Source organism: Aquicoccus sp. SU-CL01552, from assembly GCF_040365005.1.
In the GTDB taxonomy this organism is placed as follows: Bacteria; Pseudomonadota; Alphaproteobacteria; order Rhodobacterales; family Rhodobacteraceae; genus Antarcticimicrobium.
The window spans coordinates 125,914-141,957 of the sequence record NZ_BAABWV010000014.1; the positions used below are offsets into that span (position 1 = coordinate 125,914).

Sequence of the window (16,044 nt, forward strand, 5' to 3'; positions counted from 1 at the left end):
CCGGCGCGGTGCCGGCGCCCTTTTCGACGTAGGCCTAGCCGCGCTCGGAAGCGGCCGGATAGACCCCGAGGATCTTCACGTCGGTGGTGAAATAGTCGAGTTCGTCCAGCGCCAGTTTGACGTTGGCGTCGTCGGGATGGCCTTCGATGTCGGCATAGAACCGGGTCGCGGTGAACGAGCCGTCGACCATGTAGCTTTCCAGCTTGGTCATGTTGACCCCGTTGGTGGCAAAGCCGCCCATCGCCTTGTAGAGCGCGGCGGGAATGTTGCGCACCTGGAACACGAAGGTGGTGATCATCCCGTGCCGGCCCCGGCGCGTGGTATCGGCCTCGCGCGACATGATCAGGAACCGGGTGGTGTTGTTGGAATTGTCCTCGATATGGCGGGCCAGCATGTCCAGCCCGTAGATCTCGCCGGCCAGTTCGCTGGCCAGCGCGGCGGTGCTTTTCTCGCCGCGTTCGGACACCTGCCGCGCCGAGCCGGCGGTATCGGCGCCGGTGATGCGGTGGATGCCATGCTGTTGCAGGAATTCCTTGCACTGGCCCAGCAGCACCGTGTGGCTCATCGCGTGGGTGATGTCGCCCAGCTGCGCGCCCGGCACGCCCAGAAGGCTGATACGCACCCGCACGAAGGCCTCTTCGATGATGTGCAGCCCGGATTGCGGCAGCAGCGTGTGGATGTCGGCCACCCGGCCATAGGTCGAGTTTTCGACCGGCAGCATCGCCAGGTCGGCGGCGCCGGAGCGGACCGCCTCGATCGCGTCTTCGAAGGTGCGACAGGGCAGCGCCTCCATCTCGGGGCGCGCCTTGCGGCAGGCCTCGTGGCTGTAGGCGCCGGGTTCCCCCTGGAAGGCGATGCGGTTGGTCATGGGTTCGGATTCCGTGCAACATTGACGAATTGGTCGATTGGTCGCGCGGTCTATACCTTGCCAGCGGCAAGGGGAACCCTTAGACAACGCCGCAAACAGCTAGAATGGACGTGCGATCAATGTTTGACACGATGACAGTAACCAAAGCCGCTGCCGGGTTCCTGGGTGCATTCCTGGTTCTCCTTCTGGCAAAATGGGCGGCTGAGGGGATCTATCACACGGGAGGCCACGGCGAAGTTGCGTCCTACGTGATCGAAACCGAGGACGAGGGCGCCGCCGAGGACGTCGTCGAAGTCAGCTTCGAAGAGATGCTGGCCTCGGCCGATATCGGCAAGGGCGCCAAGGTGTTCAAGAAATGCCAAGCCTGCCACAAGCTCGAGGAAGGGGCCAACTCGACCGGTCCGTATCTGTACGGCGTCGTTGGCCGTACCGTCGCCGCGGTTGACGGGTTCGGCTATTCCGCCCCGATGACCGATCATGGCGGCGCATGGACGCCCGAGGCGCTGGACGAATTCCTGACCAAGCCGTCCGCCGCCGTTCCGGGGACCGCGATGAGCTTTGCCGGCCTGAAGAAGCAGAAGGACCGGGTCAACGTCATCGCCTACCTCGACAGCCTGGACGACTGAGCCGTTCAATATCGCGTGTATTTCGAAAGCCGCTGCCCTCGCGCAGCGGCTTTCTTGTTTCTCGCGGCTTTTCTTCACGCAATCGCAACTTGAACATTGCCGTGGCGGACCATTAGCTTAGGTCGCAACGACATGAGGCAGAGCTGCCCGTTCCAGATGAGGATGCGCCAGATGATCCCACCACGCGGCCCCCAGCGCGCCCCGGCGCGCGCCCGTCAGCAATCCCGCGCGCTTGCCCTGTCCCGGATGCGCCCGTTGGCGCAGATTATGTTGGCGGCGGTGTTCCTGTTCTGCTTTGCCTCGCTGCTGGCGGCGCAGGAAAAGATCATCAAGAGCCACGGGTTCTCGGAGTTCGGCACGCTGAAGTACCCCGAGGGGTTCGCCCATTTCGACTATGTCAATCCGGACGCGCCGAAGGGCGGCGAGCTGTCCTATGCCGCGCAGGGCACCTTTGACAGCTTCAATCCCTTTACCCGTCAGGGGCGCGCTGCGGCGCGCGCGGCGGATCAGTATGAATCGCTGCTCTACCCCTCCTACGACGAGCCGGCGGCCTATTACGGGTTGCTCGCCGAAAGCCTGGAGTATCCCGAGAGCCAGGATTGGGTGATCTTCAACCTGCGGCCCGAGGCCCGGTTCTCGGACGGCACCCCGGTCACCGCCGAGGACGTGGTGTTCTCCCACAACATCCTGCTGGACCAGGGGCTGCAATCCTATGCCGAGGCGGTGCGCAAGCGTATTCCCAAGGCCGAGGCGCTGGGCCCGCACCGGGTGAAGTTCTATTTCGCCCCCGACATCCCGCGCCGCGCACTGATCACCCAGGTCGGCGGCACGCCGGTGTTCTCGAAAAAATGGTTCGAGGCCGATCCCGAGAACCGCCGCCTCGACAAGCCGCGGATGGAGCCGGGCATCGGCAGCGGCCCCTATGTGCTGGACAGCTACGACATCAACCGGCGGGTGGTCTACAAGCGTAACCCCGATTACTGGGGTGACCATGTGAACGTGAACGTCGGGCGCAACAATTTCGACACCATCCGGATCGAGTATTTCTCGGATTCCATCGCCGCGCTGGAGGCGTTCAAGGCAGGGGAGTTCACCTTCCGGCAGGAGAACAACTCGAAAAGCTGGGCCAGCGCCTATGATTTCCCGGCCATCGAGAAAGGATGGGTGCGGCGCGAGGAATTGGAGGACGGCAACGTGCCAAGCGCGACCGGCTTCGTGATGAACATGGATCGGCCGCAGTTCCAGGACATCCGCGTGCGCGAGGCGGTGCAACTGGCCTATAACTTCGAATGGACCAATGAGAGCCTGCAATACGGGCTGTTCCGGCAAAGGAATTCGTTCTGGCAGAACAGCCCGCTGGAGGCCGAGGGCGTGCCCGAGGGCCGCGAGCGCGAGGTGCTGGCGGCGCTGGGCGATGACCTTGACCCCGGTCTGCTGGAGGCCGAACCGGTGATGGCCCATACCAGCCGCGCCGACCGCCAGACCGACCGGCGCAACCTGCGCCGCGCGATGAAACTGCTGGACGCCGCCGGCTGGGCGGTGGGCGATGACGGCGTGCGCCGCAATGCGCAGGGCGACACCCTGAAGATCGAGTTTCTGTCGGACGACCCGGTGATGGACCGCATCGTCATGCCCTTCGTCGACAACCTGCAGGTCATGGGCATCGACGCCAGTTACAACCGGATCGACAACGCGCAGTTCACCCTGCGCCGGCGCGACCGGGATTTCGACATGATCTCCTCGGGCTATCGCACCTCGCTGCAGCCTTCGACCGGGCTCTATCAGCAATACGGCACCGAGGCCGCCGCCTACAGCGTGTTCAACCCCGCAGGCATCCACGGCCCGGATATCGAGGCCCTGATCGACAATATCGTCGCCGCCCGCGAATGGGAGGAGCTCAGCGCCAATACCCGTGCGCTTGACCGGGTGCTGCGGGCCAAGCGATTCATGGTGCCGACCTGGTACCTTGGCAAATACTGGGTGGCCTATTGGGACAAGTACGCCTATCCCGAGACCCTGCCGCCCTATGCGCTGGGGATCGAGGATCTGTGGTGGGCCGATGCCGACAAGGCCGCCGCGCTGGTCTCGTCCGGCGCGCTGAGACAGTAACGAAAGGTCCGCCGCCCCGATGGGAGCCTATATCCTTCGCCGCCTGCTGCTGGTGATCCCGACGCTTTTGGGCATCATGATCATCAACTTCGTGCTGGTCCAATTCGTGCCCGGTGGCCCGGTGGAACAGATCATCGCCCAGATGGAGGGCGGCGGCGACGTGTTCGAGGGATTCGCCGGCGGCGGTGCCGACGTGGAAACCCAGGCGGCGGCCAATGATCGCTATGTCGGCGCGCGCGGATTGCCGCCCGAGTTCATCGAGGAGCTGGAGCGCGAGTTCGGTTTCGACAAGCCACCGCTGGAACGCTTTCTCAACATGATGTGGAACTATGTCCGGCTCGATTTCGGGCAGAGCTATTTCCGTTCGATCGGGGTGACCGACCTGGTGCTGGAAAAGATGCCGGTGTCGATCAGCCTTGGCCTGTGGTCCACCATCATCGCCTATCTGGTGTCGATCCCGCTGGGCATCCGCAAGGCAGTCAAGGACGGCACCAGCTTTGACACCTGGACCAGCGGGCTGATCATCGTGGCCTATGCGATCCCCGGTTTCCTGTTCGCGATCCTGCTGCTGGTGCTGCTGGCCGGCGGCTCCTATTGGCAGATCTTCCCGTTGCGCGGCCTGACCTCGGACAACTGGGAGGATCTCAGCCTGATCGGCAAGGCCGCCGATTACTTCTGGCATATCGCGCTGCCGGTCATCGCCTCGACGATCTCGGCCTTTGCGACGCTGACGCTGCTGACCAAGAACAGCTTTCTCGACGAGATCAAGAAACACTATGTCATGACCGCCCGTGCCAAGGGGTTGAGCGAACGCGGCGTGCTTTACGGCCACGTGTTCCGCAATGCCATGCTGATCGTGATCGCCGGGTTCCCGGCGGTGTTCATCGGCATCTTCTTTTCCGGCAGCCTGATCATCGAGACGATCTTTTCGCTCGACGGGCTGGGCCGGCTGGGGTTCGAGGCGGCGGTGGCGCGCGATTACCCGGTGATCTTCGGAACCCTGTTCATCTTTGGCCTGATGAGCCTCGTGGTGGGGATTCTGAGCGATCTCATGTACGTTCTGGTCGATCCGCGCATCGACTTCGAAAAGCGGGAGGGCTGAGGGATGGCACTCTCCCCGCTGAACCAGCGACGCTGGCGCAACTTCAAGCGCAACCGCCGCGCGCTGTGGTCCCTGTGGATCTTCGCGGTCCTGTTCGGCCTGTCGCTGTTCGCCGAGTTCCTTGCCAACGACAAGCCGATCCTGGTGCAGTACCGGGGCGGCTATTACATGCCGGTGTTCAAATTCTATCCCGAGACCGCGTTCGGTGGCGATTTCCAGACCGAGGCGATCTATCGCGACCCCGAGGTGCAATGCCTGATTGCCTCGGGCGGGTTGGAGTCCTGTTTCGACGACCCCGAGGAGATCATCGTCGCGATCGACCGGGGGTCTTTCGACGAGAGTATCGAGGATTTCCAACGCGGCTGGGCGCTCTGGCCGCCGATCCCCTATTCCTTCAACACCACGGTGGACCGGCCCGGCGCGGCGCCGCTGCCGCCGAACGGGCAGAACCTGCTGGGCACCGATGATACCAAGCGCGACGTGCTGGCGCGGGTGATCTACGGGTTCCGCCTGTCGATCCTGTTCACCCTGCTGGTCACCGGTGCGGCCAGCCTGATCGGGATCTTTGCCGGCGCGATCCAGGGGTTCTTCGGCGGTTGGGTCGACCTGATCTTTCAGCGGATGATCGAGATCTGGTCGGCGACGCCCTCGCTTTACGTCATCATCATCATGTTCGCGATCCTGGGGCGGGGGTTCTGGCTGTTGGTGGCGCTGATGGTGCTGTTTTCCTGGACCTCGCTGGTGGGGGTGGTGCGGGCCGAGTTCCTGCGCGCGCGCAACCTGGAATACGTGCGCGCGGCCAAGGCGCTGGGCGTGGGGAACCTGACCATCATGTTCCGCCACATGCTGCCCAACGCGATGGTGGCGACGCTGACCATGCTGCCCTTCATCGTCACCGGCACCATCGGCGCGCTGGCCAGCCTCGATTTCCTGGGCTTCGGCCTGCCGTCCTCGGCGCCGTCGCTGGGAGAGTTGACGCTGCAGGCGAAACAGAACCTGCAGGCGCCCTGGCTGGCCTTCACGGCCTTTTTCACCTTTGCCATCATGCTGTCGCTGCTCGTCTTCATTTTTGAAGGGGTGCGCGACGCCTTTGACCCCAGAAAGACGTTTCAATGAGCCTGCTCGAGGTCGAAAACCTGACGGTCGCCTTCCGGCAGGACGGGCAGAGCGTACGCGCGGTGCATGGTGTGTCCTTTACCGTCGACCGCGGCGAGACCGTGGCGCTGGTGGGCGAGAGCGGCTCGGGGAAATCGGTCACCGCGCTCTCCACCGTGTCGCTGCTGGGCTCCAGCGCCGAGGTCCAGGGCTCGGTCACCTATGACGGGCAACAGATGATCGGCGCCGACGAGGCGCGGCTGCGCCAGGTGCGTGGCAACGACATCAGCTTCATCTTCCAGGAGCCGATGACCTCGCTCAACCCGCTGCACAGCATCGAGAAGCAGCTGGGAGAAAGCCTTGCCCTGCACCAGGGGCTGACCGGGGCGGCGGCGCGGGCGCGCATCCTCGACCTGCTGCACAAGGTCGGCATCCGCGACCCCGAGACCCGGCTGGGTGCCTATCCGCACCAGTTGTCGGGGGGGCAGAGGCAGCGGGTGATGATCGCGATGGCGCTGGCCAACAAGCCCGACATCCTGATCGCGGACGAACCCACCACCGCGCTCGACGTGACGATCCAGGCGCAGATCCTTGACCTGTTGGCCGACCTGAAAGCCGAGGAGGGGATGGGCCTGCTGTTCATCACCCATGACCTCGGGATCGTGCGCCGGGTCGCCGACAAGGTCTGCGTGATGAAGGACGGCGAGATCGTCGAGGCCGGCCCGACCGAAACCGTGTTCGCCGACCCGCAGCATCCTTACACGCGCAAGCTGCTGGCAGCCGAACCCCAGGGCGCGCCCGATCCGGTGCCCGACGGGGCCGAAGAGATCGTCCGCACCGACCATCTGAAGGTGTGGTTTCCGATCCAGCGTGGGCTGATGCGCAAGACGGTGGACCACGTGCGCGCGGTCAACGACGCGACGCTCTCGGTCCGGGCCGGCGAAACGCTGGGCATCGTCGGGGAAAGCGGCTCGGGCAAGACGACGCTGGCGCTGGCCTTGATGCGATTGATCGCCTCTGACGGGGGGATCACCTTTGACGGGCAGGACATCCGGCAATGGTCCACGCGCCAGTTGCGGCGGCTGCGCAAGGACATGCAGATCGTGTTCCAGGACCCGTTCGGATCGCTCAGCCCGCGCATGACCTGCGCCCAGATCATCGCCGAGGGGCTGGCCATCCACCGGGTCGATCCGCATCGCGCCCCGCGCGAACTGGTGGCCGAGGTGATGGAGGAAACCGGGCTCAACCCGGCGGCGATGGACCGCTACCCGCACGAGTTTTCCGGCGGCCAGCGCCAGCGCATCGCCATTGCCCGCGCCATGGTGCTCCGGCCCCGGCTGCTGGTGCTGGATGAGCCGACCTCGGCGCTGGACATGACCGTGCAGGTGCAGATCGTGAACCTGCTGCGCGACCTGCAACGGCGGCACGGGCTGGCCTATCTTTTCATCAGCCACGATCTGAGGGTGGTGCGGGCGATGTCGCACAAGGTGATGGTGATGAAACAGGGCGATGTGGTCGAGGCCGGACCGGCCGACAGCCTGTTCGATACGCCGCAGACGGACTATACCCGCACGCTGGTGGCGGCGGCGGGCTAGGCACCTGCCGCGCCCTGTCAGATCGCCGAGCTGTGGCCCGCCTTGCTCAGGTCATAGGCGTCGAAACGGCGGGCGACCATGCGGGTCAGCGGGCGCGCCTCGGGCTTGATCGCAAGGCCGGCGTTGCTGACCGTCAGCATCCCCGGAAAGGCCTGCTCGGCATCGGCGAACATGGCGTTCAGCTGGTCCGCGCCAATCCCGAACCGGCTGCGGATTTCCTCGGCGTCGATGCGAAACTCGCACATCAGCATCTCGATCATGCGCCCGCGCATCTTGTCCTCGTCGCTGAACGCATGGCCACGGCTGGTCGAGAACTGCCCGTCGCGAATCTTGCCGGTATGGGCCGAGGTCGCCGGGGCGTTCTGCGCGTAGCCTTGCGGAAAGCGCGAGATCGACGAGGCACCGACGCCGATCAGCACCTCGGCCTGATCGTCGGTATAGCCCTGGAAATTGCGCCGCAGCGTGCCGGCCTTCAGCGCCCGGGTCAGCCCGTCTTCGGCGCGCGCGAAATGGTCGATCCCGATCTCGGCATAGCCATCCCACAGGAACAATCGCCGCGCGGTATCGAACAGCGCCAGCCGCGCCTGCGGCGTGGGCAGCGTATCCGAGGGAATCAGCTGTTGCCGCTTGGACATCCACGGCACATGCGCATAGCCGTAGAGCGCCACCCGGTCGGGGTTCAGCGACAGCAGCTTCTGCACGCTTTCGGTGATTCGCGCCTTGTCCTGGTAGGGCAGGCCGAACAGGATGTCGGCGTTCAGGCTCTTGATGCCGCGGGCGCGGATCATCTCCACCGCGTCGCGGGTCAGCTCGTAGCTCTGGATTCGGCCGATGGTCTGCTGGATCCGATCATCGAAATCCTGCACCCCGATCGAGGCCCGGTTCATCCCGGCCGCCGCCAGTGCATCCAGCCGGGCGCCGTCGATCTCGTTCGGGTCGATCTCGACCGAGAATTCGGCCTCCGGCCCCAGCGGCGCGATGGCAAAGATCGCCTCGGCCAGTTCCGTCATCCGTGCCGGTTGCAGCAGCGTCGGCGTGCCGCCGCCCCAGTGCAGCCGCGACAGCGTTACCCCCTCGGGGAGGTGTTCGCCCAGCAGCGCAAGCTCGGACTTGAGCATCTCGACATAGGCGTTCACCGGGTCGTCCGACTTGGTGCCCTGCGTGCGGCAGGCACAGAACCAGCAGAGCCTGCGGCAGAACGGCACATGAATATAGAGCGAGATTGACGCCCCAGCCGGAATCGCCGAAATCCAGCTGGCAAACTGTTTCGGTCCAACGCCGGAGCCGAAGTGCGGGGCCGTGGGATAACTTGTGTAACGCGGCACTTTCGCGTCAAATAATCCCAGTTTGGCCAATTGAGAATTAACCTGCATGGGCTTAAGCTAAATAAGACAGGAACGGGTTTTTCCTTGACCTAGATCAACCGGGGTTACGCGATGTCGGCGCAAACGCAATTTTCTGCAGGGGCCTGTTCCGAGTGTCCGATCCGGCACCGGGCGGTTTGCGCGCATTGCGAGCGCGACGAACTCGAACGGCTTGAAGAGATCAAGTACTACCGGAATTTCGAGGCCGGCCAGACCATCATCTGGTCGGGCGACAAGATGGGATTCGTCGGATCGGTCGTCTCGGGCATCGCATCGCTGACCCAGACCATGGAGGACGGGCGCACGCAGATGGTCGGGCTGTTGCTGCCCAGCGATTTCGTCGGACGTCCCGGACGCGAGGGGTCGCCCTATGATGTCACCGCCACCACCGATGTGGTGATGTGCTGTTTCCGCAAGAAGCCGTTCGAAGACATGATGATCCGGACCCCCCATATCGCCCATCGCCTGCTGGAAATGACGCTGGACGAGTTGGACGCGGCGCGCGAATGGATGCTGGTGCTGGGCCGCAAGACCGCGCGCGAGAAGATCGCCTCGCTGCTGTCGATCATCGCCCGGCGCGATGCCTCGCTCACCCCGCACGGCCCGTCGGGGCCGATGATGTTCGACCTGCCGCTGACGCGCGAGGCGATGGCGGATTACCTCGGGCTCACGCTGGAAACCGTCAGTCGCCAGATGTCGGCGCTGAAGAAGGACGGGGTGATCCAGCTCGAGGGCAAGCGCAAGGTGACCGTCCCCGACATGGGCCGCCTCATGGAAGAGGCTGGCGACGACGCCGACGGCGGCATGCTGGGCTAGCGGTCCGACCGGACCGGCCCCGGCCCGGTTTCAGACGTTTTACTGGCTGGTCGCGCCCTCCTTTCCGCACATCCGATTTGCGACGGCCGATGGCAGGGCGGGCGCCGCCGTCGTGACGTGGTCTTTCTGACGCGGTTTTTCATTTCCGGTTTGCGGTCGGGGGCATGTCCGGGGTTGGATGGGACAAACACGCAGCAAAGAGACCGCCATGACCCACCTTGCCCGCCGGCCTTGGGTGCCGGAATTCTCCGAAGATTACGTGCAGAACATCGCCGCCAGCCTGACGGGCGATTCGACCGCCCGGATCGCTGACCGGATCGAGGCGCTGATCGACGACAACCGGCGCATTCACGACGAGGATTGCTTCAACCTGAACCCGGCAACCAACGTGATGAACCCGCGCGCCGAGGCGGCGCTGGCGGCGGGGCTGGGCAGCCGTCCCTCGCTGGGCTATCCCGGCGACAAGTACGAGATGGGGCTGGAGGCGATCGAGGAGATCGAGGTGATCGCCGCCGAACTGTCGGCGCGCGTCTTCAATGCCTGCCATGCCGAGATCCGCGTCGGGTCGGGGGCGCTGGCCAACCTCTACGGCTTCATGGCACTGGCCCGACCGGGCGATTCGATCATCGCGCCGCCCCCCGCGATCGGCGGCCATGTCACCCACCACCACGACGGCTGCGCCGGACTCTACGGGTTGCAAACCCACGATGCGCCGGTCAATGCCGACGGCTACACCGTGGATCTGGGCGCGCTGCGCGATCTGGCGCGCAAGGTGGAGCCCAAGGTGATCACCATCGGCGGCAGCCTGAACCTTTACCCGCATCCGGTTCACAAGGTTCGCGAGATCGCCGACGAGGTCGGCGCCCATGTGTTGTTCGATGCCGCCCACCAATGCGGCATCATCGCCGGCGGCGCCTGGGCCAACCCGTTGGACGAGGGGGCGCATCTGATGACGATGAGCACCTACAAGAGCCTCGGCGGGCCCGCCGGCGGGCTGATCGTGACCAATGAGGCAGAGATCGCGCAACGGCTCGACGCCATCGCTTTTCCCGGCATGACGGCCAATTTCGACGCGGCGAAATCGGCGGCGCTGGCGCTGTCGTTGCTGGATTGGGTCGATCATGGGCCGGCCTACGCGACGGCGATGGTCGATCTGGCCCAGGCCCTGGCCCGCGCGCTCGAGGCCGAGGGGCTGCCGGTGTTCCACGGTGCCGGCGGGGCGACCCAGTCGCACCAGTTCGCGGTCGAGGCGGCGGCGTTCGGCGGCGGGCAGGCGGCGTCGAAGACGCTGCGCCGGGCGGGGTTCCTGGCCTGTGGCATCGGTCTGCCCATCGCCCCGGTCGAGGGCGACATGAACGGGCTGCGCATCGGCACGCCGGAATTGGTGCGCCGTGGGGTGACCCCCGACCATGCGCCGGAACTGGCCGCGCTGATCGCCCGGGCGCTGCGCGGCAACGATCCCGAGGCCGTGGCGCCCGAGACCAAGGCGCTGCGGGCGCGGTTCCAGGGCATGCATTACGTCAACGCCTGAACGGAAACGGGGCGCGGCCATCGGCCCGCGCCCCGCCCGGTTTCGGATCAGTCCCGGATCAGTGTGCCATGAACACCGGGATCCTGGATTTTTCCAGCATGTTGCGGGTAGCTCCGCCGAGGATCGCCTCGCGGAAGCGCGAATGCCCATAGGCGCCCATCACGATCATGTCGGCGCCGGTATCCTCGGCGTGCCGGTTCAGGATGTCGGACACCCGCGTCATGGTCTTGCTCAGCACGTCGATCTCGCAGGCAACGCCGTGGCGCGCCAGCAGTTGCGACAGCAGTCCGCCAGGGTCCGAGCGTTCCGGCCCGTGCTGCGGCGGGTCGATCACCACGATGCGCACCTGTTCGGCCGCGACCAGGAACGGCAGCGCCTTGCGGATCGCGGTCATTGCCTCGACGCTTTCGTTCCAGCCCACCAGCACGGTTTTCGGCTGGCCCTTGGGCTCATACCCGTCGGGAACGACCAGCACCGGCGCATGACCATCGAACAGCGCCGCCTCGACGATCGGCTCGGCCTCGGCGCCGTGCCCCTCACCATAGGGGAGCGGCAGCACCACCAGATCCGAGAAACGCGCGCGATAGGCCACGTGCCGGCCCAGGTCGGCGATCTGGGCGACCCCGTCCTCGGCGGACCAGCGCACGCCCGAATTGCCAAGTTTTTCCTTGGCATAGGCCAGCGTCGCCTCGGCCTCGGCGGTGGCCCGCTCCAGCGTTTCCTGCAGGATCATGGCGTTCGCCCCGGCGTAGTAATAGCCGGTTTGCGTCCGGTCCACGCCCAGGCAAAGCGCCTCGGCATGGGCGTCCTGCGCCGCCGCCAGCGCAACAAGTTGCGCCATGGCTGAATCGGAAACCTTCGGGTCGGTCAGGACGGTCAGAAGGGATTTGTAAGCCATTGGAACCTCGTATATATTTTCAAGTGGCCCCGGCCGGTTCCGGAAGCCTTTTATCGGGTACAATCGATGCCTGTCACAGATTTGGCAAGGGCGTCTTGATGCAGATCAAAGCGGTTAACCGGGGCCTCCTGCATCTAAACTGCGGTCTGAATCCGTCTGGCGCGGCGATAGAATCGCGCGGGGCAAGGACAAGGAAAAGGGACGAAACATGTCTAACACTCTCAAGCTCATCGCGTATGGCTTGATTGCCTTGTTTGCGGCAATGGCAATGAATTACGCACGCGATACGGCTTACCTGGTGCACGCAACCATTGTGTTGCTGGTGTCCGGTGGGCTGTTTCTTTACACCCTGCGCAGAACGGGCGAGCCGGTGCCCGCGATTCCGCAGAATGAATATTTCGACAGCGTGGTGCGCGCCGGGGTGATCGCCACGGTTCTCTGGGGGGTGGTCGGGTTCCTGGCCGGTACCTTCATCGCGTTCCAGCTCGCCTTTCCGCAGCTCAATTTCGAGTGGCTGAACGGGCATGGCAACTTTGGCCGGTTGCGGCCGCTGCACACCAGTGCGGTGATCTTTGCCTTTGGCGGCAACGCGCTGATCGCCACCTCCTTGCATGTCGTGCAGCGCACCAGCGCCGCGCGGCTTTGGGGTGGCAACCTGGCCTGGTTCGTGTTCTGGGGCTATCAGCTGTTCATCGTGCTGGCGGCCACCGGTTACCTTTTCGGCGCGACCCAATCCAAGGAATACGCCGAGCCGGAATGGCATGTGGACCTGTGGCTGACCATCGTCTGGGTGGCCTATCTCGCGGTCTTCCTCGGTACGATCATGAAGCGCAAGGAACCGCACATCTACGTGGCCAACTGGTTCTACCTGTCCTTCATCGTCACCGTCGCCATGCTGCACGTGGTCAACAACGTGTCGCTGCCGATCTCGATCTGGGGCTCGCGCTCGGTTCAGGTGATGTCCGGCGTGCAGGATGCGATGACGCAATGGTGGTACGGCCACAACGCCGTGGGCTTTTTCCTGACCGCGGGTTTCCTGGGGATGATGTACTATTTCATCCCGAAACAGGCCGAACGTCCGGTGTTCAGCTATAAACTGTCGATCATCCACTTCTGGGCGCTGATCTTCATCTATATCTGGGCCGGTCCGCACCACCTGCACTATACTGCGCTGCCCGACTGGGCCTCGACGCTGGGCATGGTGTTCTCGATCACGCTTTGGATGCCCTCCTGGGGCGGCATGATCAACGGTCTGATGACCCTGTCGGGCGCTTGGGACAAGCTGCGCACCGATCCGATCATCCGCATGATGGTGATCTCGGTCGGCTTCTACGGCATGTCCACCTTCGAGGGGCCGATGATGTCGATCCGCGCAGTGAACTCGCTGTCGCATTACACCGACTGGACCATCGGCCACGTGCACTCCGGTGCGCTGGGCTGGAACGGCATGATCACCTTCGGCGCGCTCTACTTCCTGGTGCCCGTTCTGTGGAAGCGTGAACGCCTCTACAGCCTGCAGATGGTGTCCTGGCACTTCTGGCTGGCGACCATCGGCATCGTGCTCTACGCGGCGTCGATGTGGGTGACCGGTATCATGGAGGGCCTGATGTGGCGCGAAGTGGATGCCAACGGTTTCCTGGTGAACTCGTTCGCCGATACCGTGGCTGCCAAGTTCCCGATGTACGTGGTGCGCGGTCTGGGCGGGGTTCTGTACCTCACTGGCGGTCTGATCATGGCCTATAACCTGTGGATGACCGTCAAGCGGGCGCCGGCTAAGGAAAGCCTCGCCACTGCGGTCCCGGCTGAATAAGGAGGGTCGGAGCAATGGCAATTCTTGACAAGCACAAGATCATCGAAACCAACGCGACCCTCCTGCTGGTGTTCAGCTTTTTGGTCGTGACCATTGGTGGCATCGTGCAGATCGCACCGCTGTTCTGGTTGGAAAACACCATCGAGAAGGTGGAGGGCATGCGCCCTTACACCCCTCTCGAACTGGCCGGGCGCGAGATCTACGTGCGCGAAGGCTGCTACGTGTGCCACAGCCAGATGATCCGCCCCATGCGGGACGAGGTCGAACGCTATGGCCACTATTCGCTGGCGGCCGAGTCGATGTACGACCACCCGTTCCAGTGGGGCTCCAAGCGGACCGGGCCGGACCTGGCCCGAGTCGGTGGGCGCTATTCGGACGAATGGCACGTGGATCACCTGACCAACCCGCAATCGGTCGTGCCTGAATCGGTGATGCCGAAATACGGCTTCCTCAAGAACACGATGATTGACGGTCGCTACATCGAGGACGTGATGACAACCCATGCGGTGGTCGGCGTGCCCTATACCGATGACATGCTGGAAAGCGGACAGGCCGATTTCCTGGCCCAGGCCGACCCGGACAGCGATTATGACGGGTTGATCGAACGGTATGGCGAAAGCAGCGTGAATGTCCGCAACTTCGACGGGCAGCCCGGCGTTTCCGAGATGGATGCCGTAATTGCCTATTTGCAGATGCTGGGGACCTTGGTCGACTTTTCGACCTTTACCCCCGACGCCAGCCGTTGAGGAGGGGAGAAATGGAAATCTACACGCTTCTCAGGCAATTCGCCGATAGCTGGATGCTGCTTGCGCTGTTTGCCTTCTTCGTTGGTATCGTTGTCTGGGTATTCCGCCCGGGCAGCAAGAAGACCTATCGCGACACGGCGGATATTCCTTTCCGGCATGACGACAAACCGGCGACGGACAAGGAGGCCCGGACATGAGCAAGGCACCGCAACGGCAAAAGGGCGATCCGGAAACCACCGGCCACAGCTGGGACGGCATCGAAGAGTTCAACAATCCGCTGCCGCGCTGGTGGCTGTGGACCTTCTATGTCTGCATCATCTGGGCGATCGGCTATTCCATCGCCTACCCGGCCTGGCCGGGGATCAAATCGGCGACCTCGGGGGTTCTGGGGTGGTCGACACGGGCCAATGTCGCCGCTGAAATCGAGGCGGCGAACGAAGCCAACGCCGCGATCAACGCACAGCTTGTCTCGGCCGAACTGACCGAGATTTCCGGCGATCCGGAGTTGAACGGCTACGCGGTTTCGGCCGGGGCCGCAGTGTTCAAGACCTGGTGCGCGCAGTGCCACGGTTCCGGTGCGGCCGGTGCCAAGGGCTATCCCAACCTGCTGGACGACGACTGGCTTTGGGGCGGCGACATCGAGGCGATCCACACCACCATCACCCACGGTGTCCGCAACGAGGACGACGAGGACGCGCGCTATTCGCAGATGCCCGCCTTCGGTCGTGACGAACTGCTGGCCGAGGATGAGATCGACCAGGTGGTCAACTTCGTGATGTCGCTGTCGGGCGAGCCGCAGGATGCCTCGCTGGTCGAGGACGGCAAGGTGGTCTTCGAGGACAACTGCGCCTCCTGCCACATGGAGGACGGGACCGGAGACCGGACCCAGGGCGCGCCGAACCTGACCGACGCGATCTGGCTCTATGGCGGTGATTACGCGACCGTGAAGGAAACCGTGACCAACGCCCGCTTCGGGGTGATGCCGAACTGGAACGCACGTCTCACCGAGGCCGAGATCCGGTCCGCCGCGCTCTACGTCCACCAGTTGGGCGGCGGCGAGTAGTCGCGGCAATGAGTTACCTTCGGGCCGTCCCTGCGGCCCGGGGGGAAGGCGCCGGCTTTTCGATCTGTTCGCGCGTTTCCTGAGAAGCCGGCGCCGACAAGTTCACAGGTTCAATATAGTTGAACCCACGGCCCCGTCCATATCCCCGGATATGGGCGGGGTCTGCTTTTTCGGGGCTGCCATTACGGCTGCGCCGGGACCATGCTGCGGCTCGGGGCACGTCCCCAACGCCTCAGCAGCCGCCAGCGGCGGGGCTCGACGGCTGGCTTGACCGGGGCGGCGTCTTTCATCTGGACGCAGCCGGTGCGGGTGGCCGTCATGAAACTCCGGGCATAGATCGTCAACATCGTCGCATCCTCCGTTGTGCTTGTGATCCGGCACCAGACTTGACGGGGACGGGACGTAAATGCGACTCAATTGG

At 64.2% G+C, this 16,044-nt stretch carries 15 protein-coding genes; 11 read left to right on the forward strand and 4 right to left on the reverse strand.

Annotated elements, in window-relative coordinates; all coding sequences use genetic code 11:
- Window positions 1–34: 34 nt before the first annotated feature.
- Window positions 35–868 carry a prephenate dehydratase gene (locus ABWV23_RS16125; RefSeq protein ID WP_353349592.1) on the reverse strand — a complete coding sequence of 278 codons (834 nt, stop codon included), beginning with the start codon at window positions 866–868 and terminating at the stop codon, window positions 35–37.
- A 119-nt stretch (window positions 869–987) separates the two neighbouring features.
- Here ABWV23_RS16125 and ABWV23_RS16130 point away from each other — a divergent pair, with 119 nt between their 5' ends.
- The 5 genes from ABWV23_RS16130 to ABWV23_RS16150 all read left to right on the forward strand — a co-directional run bounded on the left by ABWV23_RS16130 (window position 988) and on the right by ABWV23_RS16150 (window position 7,395).
- The gene (locus tag ABWV23_RS16130) at window positions 988–1,494 is read left to right on the forward strand and encodes a c-type cytochrome (RefSeq protein ID WP_353349594.1); all 507 of its coding nucleotides are present in this window, start codon (window positions 988–990) and stop codon (window positions 1,492–1,494) included.
- A 171-nt stretch (window positions 1,495–1,665) separates the two neighbouring features.
- On the forward strand, window positions 1,666–3,603 hold the full coding sequence (locus ABWV23_RS16135) for an extracellular solute-binding protein (protein ID WP_502901662.1): 1,938 nt from the start codon (window positions 1,666–1,668) through the stop codon (window positions 3,601–3,603).
- Between the two features lie 19 nt (window positions 3,604–3,622).
- Window positions 3,623–4,705 (forward strand): microcin C ABC transporter permease YejB, encoded by a 1,083-nt coding sequence (locus tag ABWV23_RS16140; RefSeq protein ID WP_353349596.1) that lies wholly within the window; start codon window positions 3,623–3,625, stop codon window positions 4,703–4,705.
- A gap of 3 nt (window positions 4,706–4,708) precedes the next feature.
- Window positions 4,709–5,821 (forward strand): ABC transporter permease, encoded by a 1,113-nt coding sequence (locus ABWV23_RS16145; RefSeq protein WP_353349598.1) that lies wholly within the window; start codon window positions 4,709–4,711, stop codon window positions 5,819–5,821.
- The gene (locus ABWV23_RS16150; protein WP_353349600.1) at window positions 5,818–7,395 is read left to right on the forward strand and encodes an ABC transporter ATP-binding protein; all 1,578 of its coding nucleotides are present in this window, start codon (window positions 5,818–5,820) and stop codon (window positions 7,393–7,395) included. Before ABWV23_RS16145 ends, ABWV23_RS16150 begins: the two co-directional genes overlap by 4 nt.
- Window positions 7,396–7,412: 17 nt before the next feature.
- Here ABWV23_RS16150 and hemN read toward each other — a convergent pair whose 3' ends face one another.
- A complete protein-coding gene (hemN, locus tag ABWV23_RS16155; protein ID WP_353349602.1) occupies window positions 7,413–8,768 on the reverse strand; it encodes an oxygen-independent coproporphyrinogen III oxidase in 1,356 nt (451 codons plus the stop codon).
- 63 nt (window positions 8,769–8,831) lie between these two features.
- Here hemN and fnrL point away from each other — a divergent pair, with 63 nt between their 5' ends.
- Complete coding sequence (gene fnrL, locus ABWV23_RS16160; protein ID WP_353349604.1) at window positions 8,832–9,575, forward strand: transcriptional regulator FnrL; 744 nt, start codon at window positions 8,832–8,834, stop codon at window positions 9,573–9,575.
- Between the two features lie 208 nt (window positions 9,576–9,783).
- Window positions 9,784–11,106 (forward strand): serine hydroxymethyltransferase, encoded by a 1,323-nt coding sequence (glyA, locus tag ABWV23_RS16165; RefSeq protein ID WP_353349606.1) that lies wholly within the window; start codon window positions 9,784–9,786, stop codon window positions 11,104–11,106.
- Window positions 11,107–11,164: 58 nt separating this feature from the next.
- Here glyA and ABWV23_RS16170 read toward each other — a convergent pair whose 3' ends face one another.
- The gene (locus ABWV23_RS16170; RefSeq protein ID WP_353349608.1) at window positions 11,165–12,004 is read right to left on the reverse strand and encodes a universal stress protein; all 840 of its coding nucleotides are present in this window, start codon (window positions 12,002–12,004) and stop codon (window positions 11,165–11,167) included.
- 208 nt (window positions 12,005–12,212) lie between these two features.
- Between ABWV23_RS16170 and ccoN the strand changes: the two genes are divergently transcribed.
- Genes ccoN through ccoP form a run of 4 tightly spaced genes read left to right on the forward strand, consistent with a single transcriptional unit; the run spans window position 12,213 to window position 15,623 of the window.
- Window positions 12,213–13,814, forward strand: a complete 1,602-nt coding sequence (gene ccoN, locus ABWV23_RS16175) for a cytochrome-c oxidase, cbb3-type subunit I (RefSeq protein ID WP_353349610.1) — start codon at window positions 12,213–12,215, stop codon at window positions 13,812–13,814.
- Between the two features lie 14 nt (window positions 13,815–13,828).
- Complete coding sequence (gene ccoO / locus ABWV23_RS16180; RefSeq protein ID WP_353349612.1) at window positions 13,829–14,560, forward strand: cytochrome-c oxidase, cbb3-type subunit II; 732 nt, start codon at window positions 13,829–13,831, stop codon at window positions 14,558–14,560.
- A gap of 11 nt (window positions 14,561–14,571) precedes the next feature.
- Entirely contained in the window at window positions 14,572–14,757 is a 186-nt protein-coding gene (locus tag ABWV23_RS16185) for a cbb3-type cytochrome c oxidase subunit 3 (protein ID WP_353349614.1), read from the forward strand.
- Window positions 14,754–15,623 carry a cytochrome-c oxidase, cbb3-type subunit III gene (ccoP, locus tag ABWV23_RS16190; protein ID WP_353349616.1) on the forward strand — a complete coding sequence of 290 codons (870 nt, stop codon included), beginning with the start codon at window positions 14,754–14,756 and terminating at the stop codon, window positions 15,621–15,623. Before ABWV23_RS16185 ends, ccoP begins: the two co-directional genes overlap by 4 nt.
- A 182-nt stretch (window positions 15,624–15,805) precedes the next feature.
- Here ccoP and ABWV23_RS16195 read toward each other — a convergent pair whose 3' ends face one another.
- Entirely contained in the window at window positions 15,806–15,970 is a 165-nt protein-coding gene (locus ABWV23_RS16195) for a hypothetical protein (protein WP_353349618.1), read from the reverse strand.
- Between the last annotated feature and the right edge of the window lie 74 nt (window positions 15,971–16,044).